Consider the following 23,930-nt stretch of genomic DNA (forward strand, 5'->3'; position numbering starts at 1 on the left):
TAAGTTGTTATTAATTTACAGCTAATCAATAAATAATCAATGCAAAACTCACATTTTAAAAATTTATCAGGTTTATTATTAGCTACTTTTTTTATTAGTACCTCAGGTGTTTTAGGTAAATATATTGCCATGCCATCTGAAGTAATTGTGTGGTTTCGTTCGGTTTTAGCCATGATTTTTTTATATGCTTTTTGTCGATTTAAAAAAATTGATTTAAAGCTAAAATCAACCAAACATATTATTCCGTTTGTTATAAGCGGTTTATTTATGGCAGCCCATTGGATTACCTATTTTTATGCTTTAAAACTATCAAATGTTGCTTTAGGAATGTTGTCTTTATATACCTTTCCGGTCATAACAGCTTTACTAGAACCATTGTTTTTAAAGGTAAAATTCAGTCCAATTCATATATTTTTAGGATTGCTCGTTTTACTCGGAATTTATATTTTAGCGCCAGAATTTACCTTAGGGAACACACAAGTTCAAGGAATTTTATTCGGCTTACTTTCTGCCTTGTGTTATTCCATCAGAATATTAATTTTAAAACAATATGTAATTCAATATAACGGTACGATGTTAATGTTTTACCAAACGTTAATCATTACAATTTGTTTGGCTCCAGTATTATTTTTTATGGATGTATCTGGCTTCCAAAGTCAACTCCCCTATTTACTATTAATTGCATTGTTAACTACTGCAATTGGGCATACTATGATGGTACACTCATTTAAACATTTTTCGGTATCTACGGCAAGTATTATTAGTAGTGTACAACCTATTTTCGGAATTATTTTAGCGTTTATTTTTTTAAATGAAATTCCGAATACAAATACTTTTATTGGCGGAAGTTTAATTTTAGCAACCGTAATAATTGAAAGCATCCGAAGTAAAAAATAAAGATTGACTATATTTACGCATAACCAAAACTTAAACAATGCGTAAACTTTTATATTTATTCATTTTAGCACTCGTTTTCAGCTGTTCATCTAAGCCAGTAGGAAAAGAATTATCAAACATAAAAATTGCTAGAGATGTGTACGGAGTTCCGCATATTATGGCAAAAACCGATGCTGAGGTTGCCTACGGATTGGCATGGGCACAATGCGAAGATGATTTTGTTACTTTTCAAGAATTAATGGCTGCTTGTAAAGGAATGTTGGGCGAAATTAAAGGTCAAGATGGTTTGGTGGCAGATTTCGGAATTAAATTTATGGGACTAAAAGAAATCGCTGATAAAAAATACGATACCGATGTTACTGGCGATTTTAAAAAGTATTTAGAAAGTTTTGTTGATGGGGTAAATGCATATGCAACTTTACATCCAGAAAAAGTATTGTTAGACGATTTATTTCCGCTTACAGGCGCTGATATTATTACAGGTTATTTGTTAGGTAATTTAGAGGTTTCTCACGCAGGAGACGATTTAAAAAAGATTTTAGGAGGTACGATTATCAAAGATTTAAAGAGCGATGTTCCTAAAGGATCTAATGCTTTTGCTTTTTCTAAAAAGAAAACTACGGACGGAAAAACGTATTTGGCAGTAAATTCTCATCAACCATTAGAAGGTTGGTATTCTTGGTACGAAGCGCATTTAATATCAGAAGAAGGAATGAATATTTTAGGCGGAACATTTGCTGGTGGAATCTGTATTTTTCATGGAGCAAACGAGAATTTAGGTTGGGCGCATACGGTAAATCATGCCGATTTTTCTGATGTCTATAAACTTGAAATGCACCCAGAAAAAGATGATTTTTATAAGTTTGATGAGGATTGGGTGGAATTAAAACAAAAAACATATTGGTCTTGGTTAAAATTAGGTCCTATTAAAGTGCCGATTACAAAATCTATTTACGAAAGTAAATACGGACCTACTTTTAAAACAGATGATGGTGTTTTTGCATGGCGATTTGTGGTTGGAAAATCAATAAGAATGGCAGAACAATGGTATAGAATGAACAAAGCCAGTAATTTTAAAGAGTTTAAAAACGCTTTAGAAATGCGCGGAATTGCTGCGTTAAACATTGTATATGCTGATAAAGAAGACAATATTTATTATGTAAGTAACGGAAGCTTCCCAAAAAGAGATCCGAATTACGATTGGAGTAAAGTTTTACCAGGAAATACTTCAAAAACTTTATGGAATAATACGTTGGTTCCTTATGATAGTTTGCCACAAGTTTTAAATCCGTCGAGCGGTTGGGTTTTTAACACCAATAATACGCCATTTTCTGCTACGGATTCTGTCAATAATTTTAAAGAAACTGCTTTAAATAAACAAATGGGTTATCAAGTTACAGGAATGGAAAATAACCGAAGTTCTCGTTTTTTAGAGTTGATGCAAGCGTACGATTCTATTTCGTATGAAGATTTTAAAACCATTAAATACGATAATCAATATCCGAAGAAAATGATGACCAGAACCGCATTAAATTTAGAAGATTTAATGCACTTAAATCCGGCTGAGTATCCAGAAATTTCTGATGCTATTCAATTATTAAATACTTGGGATAGAAAAACGGATAAAACCAATAAAACAGCGGCTTTATACATTTTAACTTGGATGCATTTAAATGAAAAAAGAAAACAAGAAGGACGCGAAGTTAGAAGAGGTTCTATAACTTTAGAAGATTGTGTTTTCGGAATTACAAAAGCCAAAGAAGAATTGTTAAAAAACTACGGTTCGTTACAAATAGAATTGGGCGAACTGCAACGACACACTCGTGGAGATGTAAATTTACCAATTGGTGGTGCGCCAGATGTTTTAGCAGCAATTTATGCTAAAAAAGTAAATGAAACCGACAAAACATATAGGGCTTTTGCAGGTGAATCTCATATTGAATTAATTCGTTTTAGTGATAAAGGAACAGAAATAGAAACCATAAATTCATACGGATCTAACGCAAATATTGGCGATAAACATTCCACTTCTCAAATGGAAGATTTTACCAATTATAAGCTAAAAAAAATGACTTTAGATAAAGCTGAGGTTTTAAAAAATGCAGTAAAAATTTACTCTCCAATGCAGGTTGTTGAAGAGTAAATTAAAAACGAAATTTTAAACTTGCTAATATCTGAGAAGGCCTAATGTTATAGGTTGTTTTTATAGTTGAAAAATTTGAAATAAATACATTTTCATATAGAGATGTATTTAAAATATTGTTCCATTTTAATTCAAAACTCATTCCTTTTTTAGAAAAATTATGTCTGTAAATTGCATTAAAAAAATTATTGTTTTGATTGGTAAGTAAGTTATTTGAATAACGCTCAAAACTTAATGTAAGCAGTTGTTTATCATTTATAAAAAAAGTAGCATCAGTATTTAAATTTAAACGCTTAGCTTCTTGCAATTGATTATTGCTATAAAAGTTATTAGTAGTTGCTAAAGTTAGGTTAGAATTAATGTTTAACCAGCTTATAACATCGGTATCTAACGTTGCTTTAAGTTGTTTTTGTTTGTTTTTTACCTCCGTAAATGTATTGTTTAAAAATTGTTCTTTTTTAGAAATCAATAAACTACCTTTTAAGGAAATGGTAGTGTTTAAATTAGCAAAATATTTACTTATTTTTAAACTATAATTGTTATTTATACGTGTGTTTTCTTTTTTAATTGAAGAAATTGACACAGCTCCATTATTATCATAATCATACTGATATATTAAGTTTGATGTATTATGAGTATTCATAAAATAGCCATCAATAAAAACACCGTTTACAAGATTTTTATAAGCAATATTAAATTTACTTTTAATTTTTGTATTTGTAGGAATTTGTGAAGTATATGCTTTTATATTTCTATAATTATTTACAATATAACCGGTATATAACTCTTGTAAATTACCAAAACTTTTTTCTCTTGATAAACTAGTACTGATATTCCAGAACGCATTTATTTCTTTTGATAAATTAATGTTAGGTTCAAAGATTAATTCAGTTGTTTTGGTATTTTGAAGATTGTTTTTTTCTTTTCTATTAATTGTTAAATAACGAAAAGGCAATCCGATCTTAGCTTTAAAAAAATTGTTTTCAAATAAAATGGATGTTGAACTATAAATGTTCTTTTCACTAAATTTAGTGTTGTTTATAAAAGTATTATCAATAATTTTATCAGAAGAATCATCAATATAAATTCCGCTATTTAATTGCTGATTTTGATAATTAAATCCTAATTTTTGTTGCAAAGTAAAACGTTTATATGATTTTATTAATGCAAAGGAGTTATTTGTGTAAAAATTATGATGTGCTACTTTTTGCGTTAATTGGTTATACGGATTATTGTTTGTTAATAAACTTTCAAATTGACCAGGTGTAATACCAAGAGTATTTGAATTTGTATTATAAAACACTTGAGAGTTAGCGGTTATTAAATTCTTTTTAAAAGGAAATATCCATTTTAAGCTATTGTTTATTTGAGAATTTGGTTTGTTAACTGCTTGATTTAGTTGATTACTGTTAACACTACCTGTTTCTGAATTCCAAGAAATATTATAATCTAACGTGTTTTTAAAATAGCCTTTGTCAGTATTTTTTTCTAAAATAAACTTTGATTTTAATTCGTTAAATTTTAGTTCATTTTTTTTGTTTTCATCAATTGTAATAGTATCATTTAAAGTAAAAACATCAGTATTTACAGTACCTATTTGCTTCTGAAAATCATTTACATATGAAATATTGGTTTTTAATTGATACTCATTTTTTAATTTTTCTAAGTAATTTAGACTTATTAAATGAATAGAATTGTCTAACCAGTTTTTTTCTGAAAAAGGTGGTCTAGATATCGGAGAAATTTGTACCCAATCTATAGGTTTTGCATTACTTTTTAGTAGTTGCATAAATTCATCAAAAGTTAATGCTTTTATATCTCTTTTTGCATTATAACCCGTATTATTACTTTGATAACTTATAATAGTTTGCTTTTTTTTAGAAAAAAACATAGGAGTACTATTTACATCCCATAAAAAAGGTGATACACCAGTACCCATTTTTGCAGTACCAATAAGTACATTTTTTTTCTTTAATTTAATATTTAACGAAGCTCTATCAGAAAAAACAACATCATTTAATACTTTTATAGGTTGATGGTTTTCTAATACCTGGATTCTTGAAACAGCATTTACAGGCATATTATTATTGGCTAAATTATACTTACCTTCAAGTAAATCTAAACCTTCTATATAATACTTTTGAATAGGTTTACCTTGATATAAAATAGTACCATCCAATTGTACATCAATACCAGGTATTTTTTTTAAAACATCAGCAATAACTTGGTCTTTTTGATTTTTAAAACTATTTACCGAGTAGTTTATGGTATCTCCTCGTTGTACAATGGGTTTGTTTTTTACAATAACCTCTTTTAATTGTTCGTTACTTTCATTTAAAGTAAAGTTTACTTCTGCATTTTTGTTTGAAATTATTTTTTGTTGAGATTTAAAACCCATATAAGAAACTTTAATTTTTAAAGAATCTGTTTTATTAGTGCTTAATGTATACATCCCTTTACTATTTGTAGCTGTATAGCTTAAAATAGTAGTATTTTTAATAGTTTCAATTATTACAGTAACGTTTTCTAAAGGTGTATTTTGTTCATCAACAATACGCCCTTTAATTGTGGTTTGTGCGACACAAAAACCACTTATAAAAATTAAAAAAAACAATAGTTTTTTACTCAAGCTCAATCGGGTTTCCTTTTTTTGTACCAATACTTTTTGCAGTTTTTTTCATTCTTATTCTTGACTCACCTATTGCTCTTTCTGTATGTTTATTAAAAACAGCTTTAACACTTTTTAAATACGTTTTTGAAGTAACTTTAATTACTTTATTACCAACTTTTTGTTGTGGCATTTTTTTAGTTTCCTTTATAATTTCTATTAAGGTAAAAGAGTAATGATCTTGGGTATCGGCAATTTTAAAAATTAAGCCAGGTAAGCCATAAAATTTCCAAGGACCGTCTTGTATAGGTATTGAGGTACTAAACCAAGCTTTATAATTTCTGCCTTTATATGTTAGGGTAGCTAACAGGCATTTATAACCTAATAATGTGTTGGTTGTGTTGGTGATTTTCCAATTAAAAACTGGTAGTTTTGTCCTTGGAAATTCAAAGGTTTTTAACATTAAATTATTCTGAAAGATAAAATCTTTAATCCGATAATTTTTTTTAATAGATGACTGTATTTTGTTTTTAGGGTGTGCTTGTTTTATATCAGAAAGTTCGTAATAACTACCGCCTCTTTTTTTAATAGCTACTCTAGCAGAATCAATAATTAGCTTAGTAGGGCTTATATAAATACTACTTTTTTTACCAACAAACAAGCTCATGTTTTCTGTATCAATTATATTATTGTTGATTGCATCTGGTTGTACAGATACTTTATAGGTAAATTTATAATTATAGTTTTCTTGTTGCCCAAAGCATATAAAGACGGAAAGTAATAGTGAAAGCGTAAAATATTTTTTCATAGTAATTTTTTTGTTTAAAAATAAATGTTTGATGTGTAAAAATTGCACATCAAACATTATAAATTTAATTACCAAGTTTTGTCAAAACCTCCATTAAAATATTCTTGTAAGAGCTCATTTCCTCCTTCACAATCTAACCATTCTTGAAATTCAGCTTCATCAAAAATATCATCAGAAGACATACCTGCATCATCAAATTCATAAGATGTACCGCAAGAAGTAAGTATTGTATGAGGAGGTGCAATGTTGTTAGTTACACAAAAAGCATTTGTTGTAAATACAACGGCAATTACTACTAATATTTTTTTCATTTTTTATGTTTAAAAAGTTAATAAATAGTTTATTAAAACGTAGTAGCACGTTTTAACTTTAATTTTAAGATCTTAAGAAACTAATAAAAGAAAGTTGCGCAATTTTTATTTTCTTTATTAGGGGGTGCTAGCAATTTTTAAAGAAGTAGCAAGTTTCTTCAAAAAAACATTTCAAACCTAAAAAAAAAAACGGAAGTCACAACTTTTTAATGAAAACTTTATTAATAAATTTTCTGCTGTTGCTGTATAATACTTTTTAGGGTTACATCTTCGTAATTTCTACGAACAAAACTTAAGGCATTGTCTAGTATTTCGCCCATTCCGTCGCTATCTCTAAAATTAATATCACCTGTAAACTCGAAAATTTCAGCTTTTAATTTTTTAATATTTTTAGGTATCGAAATATTGTCTGATTTCATTGCGGCAAGCAATCTGTTTAATCGAGAACGAGAACCTAAAATTCGTTTTGCAACGATAGATCGTTCTTCTAATTGATACTGCTCTACCGATTCTGAAGTTAATTTTTTGGCAACTAACTGTACCATTTTTAAGTTTTCTTTAAAAAACTGCGGATAATAAACTTTAAATTTTCCTTCGTAACATTGCTGATCAAAATCTATAGGGCGAATTTTATACACCACATTTTCAAAATCGTGTGTTGGCACCACAACATAATTGTACGAACGCATATCGCCTAATAAACGAATCATACAACGCTCGTTAAACTTTACAAATTCTTTGGCAATTTGAGCTTTTTCAATTTCTAAACAATCAGCTAAATAATCTTTGATAAAAATATCACCCGGAATACCAGAAATATGCTCTTCAATTAAAGTATCTTGATGTACTAAAAAGTTTAAATTATAAGGCGATAAAATATCTTCTAACTCTAAACCATAAATACGAGAAGCATCGGTTTTTTTTACATAAAAATAGGTGTAATTATCGTTTAAAATATTTCGGACCTTTACTCTAAATGGCTGCGAATTACCAAACGTACAAAAATCTACAGCATCAATATTTAAGTGTTTTATACTGGCATCCGACCCGTTAGAGTGTAAAATATTATATACTTTTTTTAAACTGAAATCTATTTCTTGACGCTCAAATTCGTTGTAATATACACGCACCCAAAGTGTATCATTATCATGTTTGTCATACACGGCAATCGATCCGTGAAAACGCAACAAATCATCATAAAAAATTGGAATTTGAATGGTTCTGTTGTGCCTTTTTAAATAATTAGACAATTTTTTATTAACAGGATATGCAGGTTTTCTTTGCGATATTAATTTTTCTTGCGCCATAGCCTCAAAGGTACTAAATGGCAAACAATTTACCGGGCAAAGGTTTTATTATACCTTTTAGTTCCATTTCTAGTAATATTGATGATAATTTATATACCGGAATTTCACATTTTAAGGCGATAACATCTAATAATTGTTTGCCATTTTCATGTAAAAAATCATACACTTTTTGTTCAGTATCGTTTAAATTAACAAATAATTGTTGCTGTATAGCGCTTGTTTGTTGCGGTTGTTGAATATCCCAATTCAACATTTTTACAATGTCACTTGCCGAGGTTAATAAATGTGCTTGGTTATTTTTTATAAGATGATTACAACCTTTGCTAAACATATCGGTAGTTCTGCCCGGTAAAGAAAAAACATCACGATTATACGAGTTTGCAATATCTGCAGTAACTAAAGAACCTCCTTTTTCGGCAGATTCTAAAATAATTGTTGCTTTTGAAATGCCTGCGACAATGCGATTACGTTTTAAAAAATTTTCGCGAAGAGGCTGCTCATCATGCCAAAATTCGGTTATAAATCCCCCATTTTTAGTTACTTCATTACTATATTTTTTATGAACCTTCGGATAAATTTGTTCCATTCCGTGAGCCATTACAGCAATGGTTTGTAAGTTGTTTTTAATAGCCGCTTTATGAGCACAAATATCAACTCCGTAAGCAAATCCGCTAACAATTATCGGATTGTATTTTGTTAAATCATTAATTAATTGATTACAAAAATCACGACCATACGAAGTAATTTTTCGGGTACCAACAATAGAAACAATTTTTTGATTGTTGAGGTTTATATTTCCGTCTTTAAAAATTAGTATTGGTGCATCAATACAATGTTTTAAATTCTGCGGATAATCATCCGCTAAAAAATAAGAAAACTGAAGGTTATTTTTATTGATATAAGCCAGCTCCTCCTCTGCTCTTTTTATGTTGGTAATGTTAAATAAACTATTTGTTACATGTGCGCCAATTCCGTTTATTTTTTGCAAAGTTGTTGCTTTTTCTTTAAACACTTGTTCTACACTACCAGTAGCTGCAATTAACTTTTTTGCTAAAATATCGCCTACATTTTTAGTAGTTTGTAATCGTAAAATAGCAAGTGTTTTTTCGTGTTTCATGCGGCAATAATTTGATTATCAATATACAAAAAAACTGTTGATAAAATTTAGATACAAAACAGCAATTAGTCAGTAAAAAAACTATATTTGTTATTATGACATTAGCCAACTTTATAAACGATTTATTATACAGATATGATTGCGTAATTGTTCCTAATTTTGGAGGTTTTGTAACCAACAAAATAGGTGCTAAAATGAATGATGCTACTCAAACATTTTATCCGCCGAAAAAACAAATTACTTTTAATTCGTATTTGCAGCATAACGATGGTTTATTGGCAAATTACGTTGCTTCAAACAAAAATATTTCTTTTGAAGAGGCAACTACTTTTATTGCAAATGAAATTACTGCATGGAAAAAAGAACTTGAAACGAGTTCGGTAAAAATAGCTCTTGTTGGAAGTTTATCTTTAAACGAAGCTAAAAAAGTTGTTTTTGAACCAAATAAAGACAGTAATTTTTTAGTTGAATCTTTTGGTTTATCAGCAGTTGAAACCGCTTCGGTAACAAGGTTTAAAGAAAAAGTAAAACCATTACCAGTAGTTACAAAAGAAAATAATCGTCCAGTTTTTATAAAATATGCCGCAACGGCAGCTATTTTAGTTGGTGTGGTTTATGTTGGTTGGAATCGTATACAAAAACAATCTGAAAAAGAATTGTTTGCCACACAGCAAAAAGAGGAAACTAAAAAAATACAATCTGCAACTTTTGTAATTGATAATCCGTTACCTACTATTAACTTAAATGTAGATAAAGCTGAAAATGAACATTTTCATATTATTGCAGGCGCATTTCAGGAAGTAAAAAACGCTGAAAATAAATTAACTGAATTGCAAGCATTAGGATATGATGCTAAAATAATTGGTAAAAATAAATTTGGTTTAACGCAAGTTACTTTCTCTAGTTATAACTCTAAAGAAGTTGCACGTAAAGAGTTAACCAAAATTAAAGAAACAATTAGCGAAGATGCTTGGTTATTGATTAAATAATCACTTTTTAAATTACCTACTTTTTAGCTTTATGTATATCTTTGCATCAAAATTTTAATTGATGAGAGCTAGAACACCTAAAGAATCATTAACGGTACTTACTGATCTTGTTTTACCAGGAGAAACGAATTATTTAGACAATCTTTTTGGAGGAGAGTTATTAGCTCGTATGGATAGAGCTTGTAGTATTGCTGCACGCCGTCATTCTAGACGAATTGTGGTTACAGCCTCTGTAAATCATGTTGCGTTTACAAAATCGGTTCCTGTAGGAAGTGTAGTTACTTTAGAAGCTAAGGTTTCACGAGCTTTTAAATCGTCAATGGAAATTTATGTTGATGTTTGGATAGAAGACCGTCAATCTGGTGAAAAAACAAAGGTAAACGAAGGTATTTATACATTTGTTGCTGTTGATGAAACGGGTAAACCAGTTCCGATTCCACCAATTGAACCAGAAACCGAGTTAGAAAAAACTCGTTTTGATGCTGCACTACGTAGAAAGCAATTAAGCTTAGTTTTAGCGGGTAAATTAGATCCTAAAGAAGCAAAGGAATTAAAAGCGTTGTTTTTAGGATAAAAACAGTTTAAACCTTATCTAAATTACCATCTTCTGATAGTAAGATGGCAACTGATTTTGTTTTTTCGAATTGAGAAAAGATAATAATCATAATTACGGTAATTGGTACACTTAAAATCATACCAGTAATACCCCAAATTTTTCCCCAAATTGCTAGTGAAAGTATGGTTACAAGCGGACTTAAATTTAGTGATTTACCAAATAATTTAGGCTCAATAATATTACCAACAATTACCTGAACAGAACCTACGGCAACTAATACAATTAAAAATGGTGTGAATTCGCCAAATTGAATTAAACTAAAAATAGCAGGAAAAATTGTTGCTATTAAAGAGCCAATTGTTGGTATATAGTTTAATAAAAAGATTAAAAAAGCCCAAAACGGAGCGCTATCTACACCAACCATTAATAAAACAAAATAGCTTAAAAAGCCTGTTAACAAACTTACATAGGTTTTTAATCGCAAGTAATTAGAAATTGAAAATTCTATTTTACTTAACATAGCTTGCATACTTGCATATTGCTCTTCTTTTTGAGCAAACATTTTAATTAATTTTCTTTTAAAACTACTTTCTTCTAAAAAGATAAACAAGGCATAAATTATAATCATAAAAGTATCGCCTAACAAGCTGCTAATACCGTTTGCGATGTTTCCTAAAACCGATCCGTAGTTAAAATCACCTATTACCGATTTTATTGATTTGATAATATCAATATGAAAATAAGCATCTAAATTATTAATAATAGCCCCAATATTTGGCTCATATTTTGAGTACGAAGTAGATAAATTTGTAATACTATTGGTAATAATGCCTGACACAAAACCAAAACTTAAAACGATAATTGTAAATACAAAAAGATTACACAACCAAATAGGAATAAACTTTTTAGCAAAAGGTATTTTATAAATGGTTTTACGTATTTCACGTGTTAAAAACCAAAAAATTAAAGCAAAAATAAACGGAATTAAAATTCCTTTACCAATAACTAAAGTGGTAATTACAGCAATAATTATGATGATAAAATTTGCAGAATTTTTCATTTATTTAATTTGTACGAATCCAACTTGAGGGATTTAATTTAGAGGTATTTTTAAACAATACAAAAAGTAATTTTGTTTTACCCGAAATTTTATCAGTAAAAATTTTACCTACTTTATCACCTGTTTTTACAACATCACCTTTTTTTACATACACATTTTCTAAATTATTGTAAGAAGATATATAACTACCGTGTTGTATTAATACTGATTTTTTTCCTCCAGTTTGCGATTGCAAGGCTAAAACTTTACCATTAAAAATGCTTTTAGCATCAGTATTTGCTTTGGTTACAATATGTAAACCTGGACTGTTTATTTTAATACCAGAAAATGTAGGATGCGGTTGTATACCATATTTTCTAGTAATAATTCCATTAACTGGCCAAGGTAAACGGCCTTTATTTTGTTCAAAATTGGCTAATAATTTCTTTTCAGCAGCATCTAAAACAAATCCCGAAGTTCCTTTTTTAGTTGCCTTTTTACCTTTATTTGCCTTAGCAATGGCATCTTTAATTAATTTATCAATACGATCGGTTATCTTCTTATCTTCTTTAATTTTTCTTTGTAAATTTCGCTTGTATTTCTTTTCGTCTCTTTTAATTTTAGAAACTAATTTTTCTTGACTTTTTTTATCAGATTCTATTTTTTCTTTTTGCGATTTTTCATCAGAAATTAATAACTCTTTTACTTTTTTCTTTTGAATTAACGAGTCGTTAAAATGTTTAATTTCAGTAGTTCTAACAACAATATCTTCTCCTTGTTTTTTTCGATAATCATTGTATTGTTGCATGTATTTTAACCGCTTATAAGCCTGATAAAAACTTTCTGAAGAGAGTAAAAACATGGTTTTACTTTGTTGCGATTTACTTTTATGTGTTTTTACAACCATATCAGCATATTCTTTTTTTAATTTTTTTAGCTGATCGTTGTAATTAGCAAGCTGTTTTTCGTTTGCTTTTATTTCTTTTGATAATTTTTTAGTTTCTAACTCAATTACCTCAATTAATTGCGCTCTTGTATCAATTTTTTGATTTAAATCTTTTAAATCTTCTAAAACATTTCCTTTTTCTTTTTTAGCTTTAAATAACAAATTATTAATCTGTTTAATTTCATTTGTAAGCTTTTTGTGTTTTTTTTCCAGCGTTTTTCTTTCTTGACTAAACGAAGAAAATCCTGCTAAAAAAAGGCATAAAAACGAGATGTATAAAACAGTTTTATTCATTATAATTTAATTTCTTTATAGCCATTTGGCATTTTAAAACCAATATTTAACTTGGTGTTAAAAATTACCGATTTTGTAGTAATATCAATATTGGTAATGCTATTTTGTTGTTTTGCATTAATGGTAATTTTATTAGGAAATAAAACACCATTTTTAGTAGAATATTTTGGGTACGCGATATCTAAACGTTGCTTTTTAATAGAATTTACTAACGATTGTTTATCTAGCTTATAATTTATCGGATTTACGTAAAAAAAGATGTCAAATAAATTTGATTGTTTTTTTGGTGAAAGTTGATAGGAATTTTTAACAATTTCTACTTCATGTCGTTTAGCTTTTACATCTAATAAAGCTTGCCCTAACAGCATATTTTGTAATTGATAAAAATTAATATCAGTGCCTAAAAGTTTTTTTAACATCGAAAAATCTCCATCAAAATAATTTTTAGTGTATGGCGAGTAAAATTGCACTTTTGTAGGCGTAATTTTGGCTTTAAAAACTGTAATAAGTTTGGTTCCTTTTAACCAAATAACAGTATCTTTTTTAATTTTCATTCGTACTGAAAACCCTACTTTTTCTTTCTTATTTTTATAATTTACTTTTAAACGAGCATCCACTGTTTTTTTATCAAAACTAGCTGCAATATGTTTTTTTGCCACTTTACGGGCAGATAGTTTTTTAATTACTGATGATTTATCAGTTATGTTTTTACTCGATTTACAAGAAGTAAAACTTAAAAATAATAAAATAAGTATTGTAAAATATTTCATAAAATTATTTTAGCACTTTGGCGGCTTTATTTTTATAAGAATTTGCTTTTTTTGTATTGTTTAAGCTTTTGTAAGCTCTAGCCATTTCTAAATAAAACTTTGCTTCAATTTTGTTGTTATCAATTACAAAATCAATGCCATTTTGTAAACTAAGTAATGCTTTTTTATGTTGCTTGTTATTGTTAAGTGCTTTACCGTTTATTAAATACACAAAAGGTTGTGCCGGAAACAAGGCTAAACCTTGCTCACTATATTTTAACAAATCAGTATCATTCTTTTCGGTTAATTCGTTTAGCAAAAGCTTTAAGTTAGTAAAAGTTTTTTCTTTTTTAAAAGCAGTTCGAAAATCGGAATTCACAGGTTTTTCTGCTGATTTTTTAACTCTAGATGGTCTATTATCTAGTTTATCTTGAATTTGCCGTAATCTCGAATTTAATAACTTTGCTTCTTTTAATTCAGTAAGTACTTTTTTAGCAGACGCTACATCTCTGTTTTGTAAATGTAAATAAACTAAGGTTTGCTTTTTCTTCGGATGTTTTGCTGCAATTTTTTGCTGTGTAATTATGGCTTCCTCAAAATTAGCAATTCTTCTTAAAATGGTAACTTTATGGGTTAACATCCAAAGGTTATCAGCATCTTTAGCTAAGGCTAAATTAACATAATCTAACGCTTCATTATTTCTTCCTAATTTTAAATAGTTTTTAGAAAACTCAAATAAAACCGATTTACTATTTGGTATTAAGTCGTTACAATTTTGTAAATATTCAATTGCTTTTTTGTAATTAAATATTGCTTTTTCTGAAAGTGCTTTAAAAAAGTTTTCTTGAAATTTGATGTTGTTTTTTTCACTAACATCTATAGCTGCAACTATGCTATCTTGCGAGTAGAAAGAAAGAGAATACAACATCAATAATAAAGCTAAAAAACCTTTAATTGTTGATGTTGTATGTATTATTTTTTTATGTAAGATCTGTATAATCACCTATACTTACCGATGTATAATTAGCATTATATTTTGCATGATTACCAATCATAGCGTTATCTAATTTTGCATTAGATATGTGAACATTTGTTTGAATTAATGAATTTACAATGGTTGAGTTTTCTACAACACTGTTTTCTCCAATAGAAACATAAGGTCCGATTTTGGTATTTTTTAAAACTACATTTTTACCCACAAAACAAGGTTGAATAATTTCTGAATTTTCTAATACAACGTCTGTAGCTACTAAATTGTTGCCATCGGCTTGTTCAAAACCTAAAACTTGCTTGTTGGTATCAACCGTTGGATCTTTTTTACCACAATCCATCCAAGCATCCACTTTACCAGGAATAAATTTAGCGCCTTGTTGTTTTAAAGACTCTAAAACTTCGGTTAATTGAAACTCCCCTGAAGGACGAATATCATTATCAATTAAATGTTTTATTTCTTCGCGAACTTTATCACCATCTTTAAAATAATAAATACCAATAATTGCTAAGTCAGAAACAAACTCTTTTGGCTTTTCAATAAAATCAGTAATAAATCCGTCGTTCAATTTTACTACTCCAAAAGCACTTGGGTCTGCTACTTGCTTTACCCAAATGGCACCGTCAGCATTGGCATCTAACGTAAAATCAGCTTTAAATAAAGTATCTGCAAAAGCTACAACACACGATCCGTTTAACGATTCTTTTGCACAAAAAATAGCATGCGCGGTTCCTAAAGCTTCTTCTTGAACATAAACAGAACCTTTAGCTCCTAAACTTTCGGCAATTGCAATTAATTTAGCTTCTGTATCTGCAGGAAAACCTTTCGCAGCAGTACCAATAATAAATGCAATTTCTTCTATTGGTTGGTTTACAACCGAAGTAATATCTTCAACCAAACGCTGTACTATTGGTTTACCCGCTATAACAGTTAATGGTTTTGGTGTTGTAAGCGTATGTGGTCTTAAACGAGACCCAATTCCAGCCATTGGAACGATTATCTTCATATTTTTCTTTTCGTTTTTTAACGGTGCAATATACCATTAATAAAGCATTGAAAAAAGTTACAAACCTTTGGGTATTGCCGCTATTAATGTTTTGGTATAATTGGTTTTTGGATTTGTATAAATTTCATCAGCATCAGCAATTTCTTCTATTTTACCTTTATTCATTACTACCAATTGATCGGCCATGTATTTTACAACTGATAAATCGTGAGAAATAAAAATATAGGTAAAATTAAATTCTGATTTTAATTGATTTAATAAGTTTAAAACCTGAGCTTGTACCGATACGTCTAAAGCAGAAACAGATTCGTCACAAATAATTAATTTTGGTTGTAAAGCAATGGTACGAGCAATACCAATTCGTTGTCGCTGTCCGCCAGAAAATTCATGCGGATATCTATGAAAATGTTCTTTGTCTAACCCAACTTTTTCTAATAAATTATACACATATTCTTTACGTTCTTTAGTAGAATTTAAAATATTATGGACTTTCATCGGTTCAAGAATGGCGTTACCAACAGTAATTCTTGGGTTTAAAGATGAAAACGGATCTTGAAAAATAATTTGAATTTCTTTTCGTAGTTTTTTAAATGCTGATTTTGAAAGTTTTGTAATATCCGTTCCGTTATAAATTATTTGTCCTGATGTTGCCTTTTCTAACCGTAAAATAGTTCTACTTAAAGTTGTTTTTCCGCAACCGCTCTCTCCTACTAATCCTAAAGTTTCCCCTTCATAAATTTTAAAAGACACTTCATTTACTGCTTTTACAATGGTAGGTTTAGTAAACCAAGAAGCGTTAGAAATAAAATTTTTGTTTAAATTTTTAATCTCTAACAATGGTGTTTTTCCATATATTTTTTGATGAAAGGCAGTGCGTTCTTCATCAGAATATAAAGTATTATTTACAGTATTATTTATAAAATCGTTTACGGTTGGTAATATTTTAAATCGTTTTTCATTTTTAGGTTTCGAGTTTATAAGTGCTTTGGTGTAATTTTTCTTCGGATGTAAAAATACTTCACTCGTTTTACCCTGTTCAACAATATTTCCTTTATGCATTACAACTACGGTATTTGCAATTTCAGAAACCAATGCTAAATCATGAGAAATAAAAATAATTCCTATTTTATACTCTTGTTGTAATTCTTTTAAAAGTAAAATTATTTCTTTTTGCACGGTAACATCCAACGCAGTTGTAGGTTCATCAGCAATTAAAAGTAACGGTTTGCAAGCAATTGCCATGGCAATCATAACCCGTTGTTTTTGTCCACCACTTATTTGATGCGGATACGAGCTGTAAATAGCTTTTGGTCTTGGAAGTTTAACTTTTTCGAATAAATTAATAACCTCATTTTTTATTTCTTCGGATGATAGATTGGTATGTTGTTGTAAAATTTCAGCAACCTGAACACCACAAGATAAAGTGGGATTTAAAGAACTCATCGGTTCTTGAAAAATCATGGCTATTTTACTACCTCTAATTTTTTGAAAATCTTTATCAGTATATGTCAATAGGTTTTTACCATCAAATAAAACCTCTCCTTTTATATTCGCAAATTTTGGTAAAAGACCTAAAATAGCTAATGAAGTAATCGATTTTCCGCTACCACTTTCCCCTACAATTCCTACAATTTCATTTTTATTTAAATCAAAAGAAATATTGCTTACCACCGACGGAGCATTTTTAAAACTTATTTCTAGACTTTTAACTTGCAACATTTGCTTAAATTTTAATAAAAATACGATTAATATTTTTGAAATCTTTTTAAAAAACAAGGTTAAATGTAATTTATTGATAATTAATGATTAAGCTATAAGCCTATTGTTTTACTGGGTTTGTGGTAAGTATAAATGTTTAATTTTATGATTTTATCTATGTAAATGTTTAATTTTTATGAATAATATATTTTTTTATTATATTTGTGGCGTAAAATGATAAAAATTTAAGTTTTATTAACATAAAGTATCATTTTACTTAAACAACATATAAAAACCCTTCAAAAATGAAACACAAGTACTTAAAAGGTCTTGTATTGGCTAGTGTTGTCTTTGGATTAAATTTCCAGGCACAAGCTCAAGACAAAAGAGAAGTAGAACAAATTCGTAGTAAATACGATTTAACCAAGCTTCAAAAATTGAAAGGAAACTTTCAGAAAATTGCAAAAACAGAAAAGCAACAAGCTATACAAATAGCCAAACAAAAAGGTTGGAAAACGAAGTTTACAACCAAAAAAGGTAGTTTATTAGAACTGCAAAGAGTTGTTAACGGAAAACCTATTTACTACACTACTTATAATGTAGATGCGGCAAAATCAACAAGAACAAATCACTTAAATTCAGGAGGATCATTAGGGTTAAACTTAATGGGTCAGGGAATGACTGCCCATGTTTGGGATGGTGGTTTGGCAAGAACAACGCACCAAGAATATGATGGTGCTGGTGGAAATAACCGTTTTTCTATTGGAGATGGTACAACAGCAAGACATTATCATTCAGCGCATGTAACAGGTACCATTATGGCATCTGGTGTTGATGCAAATGCAAAAGGAATGGCACCACACGCAAAAGCTGTAGGTTATGATTGGAATAATGATAAAGCCGAAGTAACATCAGCTGCATCAAACGGAATGTTAATTTCTAATCACTCTTACGGATATGCAACAAGAAATCAACAAGGTCAAGTTCAATTACCACAAAATTATTTTGGAGGATATATTGAAGAATCAAGAGCATGGGATGAGATTTTATTTAACGCTCCAAACTTTTTAATGGTTGTTGCTGCAGGTAATGATGGTAGCGATAATAGTGCAAATACAAACCCAACAGGAGGTTATGGTTTTGATAAATTAACAGGGCATTCAGTTTCTAAAAATAACTTAGTTGTAGCCAACGCACAAGATGCAAATATTGATGCTAACGGAAATTTAGTTTCTGTAGCAATTGCACCAAGTAGTAGTGAAGGACCAACGGATGATTTTCGTATTAAGCCAGATATTACTGGTAACGGTTCAGGAGTTTATTCTACTTACGAAACTAGTGATACGGCTTATAATTCTATTACAGGTACTTCAATGGCTTCGCCAAACGTTGCTGGTTCTTTAATATTATTACAACAACATCACAAAAACTTAAATAATGGTAGTTTTATGAAAGCTGCTACTTTAAAAGGATTAGCACTACATACTGCTGATGATGCTGGTGCAGCAGGACCAGACGCTGTTTTTGGATGGGGATTATTGCATACTAAAAGAGCTGCTGTAGCAATTACCAATAAAGGAAATCAATCTAAAATAGAAGAATTAACATTAACATCGGGTCAAACATATACAATTACTGTAGATTCTGATGGTGTTAACCCATTATTAGCGTCTATTTCTTGGACCGATAGAGCAGGTACTGCAACATCAACAGTAAATTCAACTACGCCTGTTTTAGTAAACGATTTAGATATTAGAGTTTCTAAAAACGGAACAACATATTTACCATACGAATTAACAGGAGCAACTACCAATACTAAAAGAGACAACAATGTTGATCCTTTTGAAAGAATTGATGTATCAGGAGCTTCAGGAACATATACAATAACAGTAACTCATAAAGGATCTTTAACTGGTGGAAGCCAAAACTATTCTTTAATCGTAACTGGTATTACAGGTGCACCAGTTGTATGTAATGCTACTGTACCAACAGGAATTACAGCAACGGGAGTTGCTACAACAGGAGCAACTGTAAATTGGGCAGCAGTTACAGGAGCAACTTATGATGTTAGGTATAAAGCTACTTCAGCTTCTTCTTGGTCTACAAGTGCAGTTTCAACAACTACAAAAGTATTGAGTGGTTTATCAGCTTCAACAACATATGAAGTTCAAGTACGTAGCAAGTGTTCTTCAGGAAATTCAAATTATAGTGCATCAGTAAACTTTACAACACCAGCTGTTACAATTTCTTATTGTAATTCTAAAGGAAATAGTGTTGCTGATGAGTACATTCAAAAAGTTGTTTTAGGAACAATTAATAATACATCTGCGGGAGGTAATGGTTATTCTGATCACACTTCAATATCTACAGATTTAACAAAAGGAGAATCTAATACAATTACAATTACTCCAAAATGGACTGGAACAACGTATGATGAAGGTTATGGTGTTTGGATTGATTATAACCAAGATGGAGATTTCTCTGATGCTGGTGAAACAGTTTGGACAAAATCTAAATCGAAAACTACGCCAGTAAGCGGATCTTTTACAGTGCCATCTTCTGCCGTAAACGGAGCAACAAGAATGCGTGTAGTTTTAAAATATAATGCTACACCAACAGCATGTGAAACTTCTTTTGATTATGGAGAAGTAGAAGATTATACAGTGGTTATTGGCGCTTCTCAAGCAGATACAACAGCACCAAGTGCGCCAGCTAGTTTATCAGCATCAAATGTAGCACAAACAACATTAACGTTAAACTGGTCTGCAGCAACAGATAATGTAGGAGTAACGGAATATGATGTATACCAAGGAAGTTCAAAAATAGGATCTACAGCAAATACATCAGCAAACATTACAGGTTTAACCGCAGCAACAACTTATACATTTACTGTAAGAGCAAAAGATGCGGCAGGTAATGTATCATTAGCAAGTAATGTATTAAATGCAACAACGTTATCTAACCAAGTTTCTTATTGTGCATCAAAAGGAAACAGATCTACTTACGAATGGATTGATAATGTAGAGTTAGGTGGAATGACAAATGCAACGGCAGGAAATAGTGGTTACGGAGATTTTACATCTAAAGTAGCAACATTAGGTCAAGGAAGTTCAAACTCTATGATTGTAAGTGCTGGTTTTTCTGGTACAGCATACACAGAATACTGGGCAGTTTGGATTGATTTTAATCAAGACGGAACTTTTTCAGACAGTGAAAAAGTAGTTTCAGGATCATCATCAAGCGCAAATAATTTAACAGCAACGGTAGCTGTACCTTCTAACGCAACATTAGGACAAACAAGAATGCGTGTTTCTATGAAGTATGATGCAGCTCAAACAGCTTGTGAAAACTTTGCAGACGGTGAAGTAGAAGATTATACGGTTAATATTACCGCATCAAGCGCTAACTTAAATGTAATTTATACTGATGTTAATGCAGACGTTTTAGGTAATGAAGCTAGTTTAAGTTTAGTTGCATATCCAAACCCAGCAGTAAACAATATTCAAGTTAAATTAGCCTCTAAAGCTGATAACATGACTTATAAAATTGTAAACGTAATTGGTCGTGTAGTACAAAAAGGAAAGTTAAATTCGGCGAATATTAACGTTTCTAACCTTACAACAGGAATGTATATTTTAGAAGTAAATGACGGTCAAAAATCATTAAAAACTAAAATAATGAAGCAATAAAAAAGGTTTCTTATTAAATAAATAAAACCCGAGCAATTTGCTCGGGTTTTTTGTTTCTTTGCATAAAATTAAGAAGATGAATTACCTATCGGTCGAAGGCATAGCAAAAGCATACGGAGAAAAAGTGTTATTTGATAACATTTCTTTCGGAATTAATAAAGATCAAAAAATAGCTTTTGTTGCTAAAAACGGAAGTGGAAAAACATCTATTTTAAATATTGTAGCAGGTGTTGATGAAGCAGATTCTGGGCAAGTTGTTAGTAGAAAAGGTATAGATATTGCTTATTTATCGCAAGCGGATAATTTAAATGCCGATTTAACGATTGAAGAAACTATTTTTTCTACCGATAATAAAGTGTTATCAGTAATTAAACAATACGAAAAAGCAGTAGAAAATCCTGATAACGTAGATGCTTTTCAAGCAGCTTTTGAGTTAATGGAACAGCATAACGCATGGGATTTTGAAACGCAATACAAGCAAATATTATCGAAATTAAAGTTAGATAACCTACAATTAAAAGTAGAAAAACTTTCTGGTGGACAAAAAAAGCGTTTGGCATTGGCAATCGTATTGATTAAAAAACCAGATTTATTAATTTTAGATGAGCCTACCAATCATTTAGATTTAGAAATGATTGAATGGTTAGAAGCTTTTTTTGCTAAAGAAAAAATCACCTTATTTATGGTTACTCACGATCGTTACTTTTTAGAGCGTGTATGTAACGAAATTATAGAATTAGACAACGGACAATTATATAAATACAAAGGTAATTATTCGTATTACTTACAAAATAAAGAAGAGCGTTTAGCTTTAGAAGCCACGAATTTAGGAAAAGCTAAAAGCTTATTTAAAAAAGAATTAGATTGGATGCGTCGTCAACCAAAGGCACGTACTACAAAATCTAAATCTCGTATTGATGATTTTTATCAAATTAAAGAAAAAGCGCACAAACGTCGTAACGAACACGAAGTGCAGTTAGAAATTAATATGGAACGTTTAGGAAGCAAAATTATAGAGCTTCATAAAATGCATAAATCGTTTGATGATAAAGTAATTTTAAACGGATTTGATTATGTATTTAAACGCGGCGAACGTATTGGTATTATTGGTAAAAATGGTACAGGAAAGTCTTCTTTTTTAAACATGTTAACTGGTGGTATACCATTAGATGGTGGAAAAGTTGTTGTTGGTGAAACAGTTAAGTTTGGGTATTATACGCAAAGCGGAATTGTAATAAAACCAGGACAAAAAGTAATAGAAGTAGTTAAAGAATTTGGAGAATACATTCCATTATCTAAAGGACGAAAAATATCTGCAGGTCAGTTATTAGAGCGTTTTTTGTTTGATAGAAAAAAACAACACGATTTTGTAGAAAAATTAAGTGGTGGAGAGCAAAAACGATTGTATTTGTGTGCTATTTTAATTCAGAATCCTAATTTTTTAATATTAGATGAGCCTACTAACGATTTAGATGTTGTAACACTAAATGTATTAGAAAACTTCTTATTAGATTATCCGGGTAACTTAATGGTGGTTTCTCACGACCGTTATTTTATGGATAAAATTGTAGATAATTTATTTGTGTTTAGAGGTGAAGGACAAATAGATAATTTTCCTGGTAATTATTCTGATTTTAGAGCTTATGAAGACTCTAAAGTAAAAGAGGTTAAAGAAGTAAAGAAAGAAATTATAACACCAGTTAAAACAACTAAAAAGGGTGTTTTAAGTTTTAATGAAAAACGTGAATGGGGCTTATTAGAAAAAGACATTGAAAGACTTCAGAAAAAGAAAGAAACGATTGAGGGAAAATTTAATAGAGCTGAATTTTCTCCAGAAGAAATTAATGATAAATCAGTAGAGCTCCAGCAAATATCTGATGATTTAGAAGAAAAAGAAGAGCGCTGGTTAGAGCTTTCTATGAAAATAGAAGGCGAATAAATTTAAACTTTTATAATATCGGTATTTTCAATTATTGGTTTGTTTAAAAAGCGTAACAAAAGTTGCGCTACAGCAATTGTATCGCGTTCGCAATACTTAACAATACGCGGTAAGTTTTTTTCTTTATAATACACGTTGGCTACTTCGCTGCCATCAATATCTTGTTTGGGCGAAGGAATACCTAAAATAGAAGTCAATAATTTTAAAGAAGTATAGTGTTTGTAATCGCCAAATTTCCATAAATCTAGTGTGTCTAAATGCGGAACTTCCCATGGTTTTTTACCAAATAAATCGAGTTTTTTTGGTAAATCTATTCGATTAATAATCATTCTACGTGCTATGTACGGAAAATCGAATTCTTTACCATTATGGGCACACAATAAATGTTTATTTTGATTAAAATGTTTATCAAGTAATTGTTTAAAATCAGTTAAAATTGTAGTTTCATCACCAGAAAAAGAAGTTACTCTTAATTGATTTTTTCCATCATTTTCTACAAAATACCCGACCGAAATACAGATTATTTTTCCAAATTCTGCCCAAATACCCGCACGATGATAAAAATCGGCAACTTCAATTTCATCCTTTCGTTGATATTGTGTTTTTAAAGCGTAGAGTTCTTGTTTTTCTTCGGATAAATCAGCAAAATTTTCAACTTCCGGAACGGTCTCAATATCTAAAAATAAGATATTTTGCAGGTTAATTTTTTGTAGCATTTTTTCAAATCAATTTTTATAAAGATACAAAACCGTATGAAATAAAAGAAAGTAGCGTATTATAATTAAGGTTGATATTTAAGCCAAGGTTTATGAATGATTAAATGAATGTTAAGTTAAATGTAGG

Annotated in this window: 18 protein-coding genes; 6 read left to right on the forward strand and 12 right to left on the reverse strand. The window is 29.9% G+C overall.

Annotated elements, in window-relative coordinates; genetic code table 11:
- The first annotated feature begins 39 nt into the window (after positions 1-39).
- Positions 40-897: a DMT family transporter gene (locus ACN5J5_RS05620; protein ID WP_418646326.1), complete on the forward strand. Its 858-nt coding sequence runs from the start codon at positions 40-42 to the stop codon at positions 895-897.
- A 37-nt stretch (positions 898-934) separates the two neighbouring features.
- Positions 935-3,040, forward strand: coding sequence for a penicillin acylase family protein (locus ACN5J5_RS05625; protein ID WP_418646327.1), 2,106 nt, complete (start codon positions 935-937; stop codon positions 3,038-3,040).
- A 1-nt stretch (position 3,041) separates the two neighbouring features.
- On the opposite strand, the gene ACN5J5_RS05630 is transcribed toward ACN5J5_RS05625, so the two are convergent.
- The 5 genes from ACN5J5_RS05630 to dprA form a co-directional block, all read right to left on the reverse strand.
- The gene (locus ACN5J5_RS05630; RefSeq protein ID WP_418646328.1) at positions 3,042-5,669 is read right to left on the reverse strand and encodes a carboxypeptidase-like regulatory domain-containing protein; all 2,628 of its coding nucleotides are present in this window, start codon (positions 5,667-5,669) and stop codon (positions 3,042-3,044) included.
- On the reverse strand, positions 5,662-6,456 hold the full coding sequence (locus ACN5J5_RS05635) for a GLPGLI family protein (RefSeq protein ID WP_418646329.1): 795 nt from the start codon (positions 6,454-6,456) through the stop codon (positions 5,662-5,664). Before ACN5J5_RS05635 ends, ACN5J5_RS05630 begins: the two co-directional genes overlap by 8 nt.
- A gap of 68 nt (positions 6,457-6,524) precedes the next feature.
- Complete coding sequence (locus ACN5J5_RS05640; RefSeq protein ID WP_418646330.1) at positions 6,525-6,767, reverse strand: hypothetical protein; 243 nt, start codon at positions 6,765-6,767, stop codon at positions 6,525-6,527.
- 221 nt (positions 6,768-6,988) lie between these two features.
- On the reverse strand, positions 6,989-8,074 hold the full coding sequence (locus ACN5J5_RS05645) for a hypothetical protein (protein ID WP_418646331.1): 1,086 nt from the start codon (positions 8,072-8,074) through the stop codon (positions 6,989-6,991).
- Positions 8,075-8,087: 13 nt separating this feature from the next.
- Positions 8,088-9,191 carry a DNA-processing protein DprA gene (dprA, locus tag ACN5J5_RS05650; protein WP_418646332.1) on the reverse strand — a complete coding sequence of 368 codons (1,104 nt, stop codon included), beginning with the start codon at positions 9,189-9,191 and terminating at the stop codon, positions 8,088-8,090.
- A 95-nt stretch (positions 9,192-9,286) separates the two neighbouring features.
- Here dprA and ACN5J5_RS05655 point away from each other — a divergent pair, with 95 nt between their 5' ends.
- Together ACN5J5_RS05655 and ACN5J5_RS05660 are read left to right on the forward strand one after the other, a co-directional pair.
- Positions 9,287-10,180, forward strand: coding sequence for an SPOR domain-containing protein (locus ACN5J5_RS05655; protein ID WP_418646333.1), 894 nt, complete (start codon positions 9,287-9,289; stop codon positions 10,178-10,180).
- A 61-nt stretch (positions 10,181-10,241) separates the two neighbouring features.
- Positions 10,242-10,754 carry an acyl-CoA thioesterase gene (locus ACN5J5_RS05660; RefSeq protein ID WP_418646334.1) on the forward strand — a complete coding sequence of 171 codons (513 nt, stop codon included), beginning with the start codon at positions 10,242-10,244 and terminating at the stop codon, positions 10,752-10,754.
- 7 nt (positions 10,755-10,761) lie between these two features.
- Here ACN5J5_RS05660 and ACN5J5_RS05665 read toward each other — a convergent pair whose 3' ends face one another.
- The 6 genes from ACN5J5_RS05665 to ACN5J5_RS05690 are packed head-to-tail and all read right to left on the reverse strand — an operon-like array spanning position 10,762 to position 17,480.
- Positions 10,762-11,796 carry an AI-2E family transporter gene (locus ACN5J5_RS05665; protein ID WP_418646335.1) on the reverse strand — a complete coding sequence of 345 codons (1,035 nt, stop codon included), beginning with the start codon at positions 11,794-11,796 and terminating at the stop codon, positions 10,762-10,764.
- Between the two features lie 4 nt (positions 11,797-11,800).
- Positions 11,801-13,015 (reverse strand): murein hydrolase activator EnvC family protein, encoded by a 1,215-nt coding sequence (locus ACN5J5_RS05670; RefSeq protein WP_418646336.1) that lies wholly within the window; start codon positions 13,013-13,015, stop codon positions 11,801-11,803.
- A complete protein-coding gene (locus ACN5J5_RS05675) occupies positions 13,015-13,785 on the reverse strand; it encodes a DUF4292 domain-containing protein (RefSeq protein ID WP_418646337.1) in 771 nt (256 codons plus the stop codon). The genes ACN5J5_RS05670 and ACN5J5_RS05675 overlap by 1 nt, the downstream gene beginning before the upstream one ends.
- Before the next feature lie 4 nt (positions 13,786-13,789).
- Positions 13,790-14,767, reverse strand: a complete 978-nt coding sequence (locus tag ACN5J5_RS05680) for a tetratricopeptide repeat protein (RefSeq protein WP_418646338.1) — start codon at positions 14,765-14,767, stop codon at positions 13,790-13,792.
- On the reverse strand, positions 14,745-15,761 hold the full coding sequence (locus ACN5J5_RS05685) for a sugar phosphate nucleotidyltransferase (RefSeq protein ID WP_418646339.1): 1,017 nt from the start codon (positions 15,759-15,761) through the stop codon (positions 14,745-14,747). The genes ACN5J5_RS05680 and ACN5J5_RS05685 overlap by 23 nt, the downstream gene beginning before the upstream one ends.
- 57 nt (positions 15,762-15,818) lie before the next feature.
- Positions 15,819-17,480 (reverse strand): ABC transporter ATP-binding protein, encoded by a 1,662-nt coding sequence (locus ACN5J5_RS05690; RefSeq protein ID WP_418646340.1) that lies wholly within the window; start codon positions 17,478-17,480, stop codon positions 15,819-15,821.
- Positions 17,481-17,764: 284 nt separating this feature from the next.
- Here ACN5J5_RS05690 and ACN5J5_RS05695 point away from each other — a divergent pair, with 284 nt between their 5' ends.
- Positions 17,765-21,148, forward strand: coding sequence for a GEVED domain-containing protein (locus tag ACN5J5_RS05695; RefSeq protein ID WP_418646341.1), 3,384 nt, complete (start codon positions 17,765-17,767; stop codon positions 21,146-21,148).
- A 76-nt stretch (positions 21,149-21,224) separates the two neighbouring features.
- Entirely contained in the window at positions 21,225-23,087 is a 1,863-nt protein-coding gene (locus ACN5J5_RS05700) for an ABC-F family ATP-binding cassette domain-containing protein (protein ID WP_418646342.1), read from the forward strand.
- A 2-nt stretch (positions 23,088-23,089) separates the two neighbouring features.
- On the opposite strand, the gene ACN5J5_RS05705 is transcribed toward ACN5J5_RS05700, so the two are convergent.
- Positions 23,090-23,803, reverse strand: a complete 714-nt coding sequence (locus ACN5J5_RS05705; protein ID WP_418646343.1) for a 3'-5' exonuclease — start codon at positions 23,801-23,803, stop codon at positions 23,090-23,092.
- Positions 23,804-23,930: the final 127 nt, after the last annotated feature.

Origin of the sequence: Tenacibaculum insulae (assembly GCF_964512435.1) — a bacterium.
Taxonomy (GTDB): Bacteria; Bacteroidota; Bacteroidia; order Flavobacteriales; family Flavobacteriaceae; genus Polaribacter; species Polaribacter insulae_A.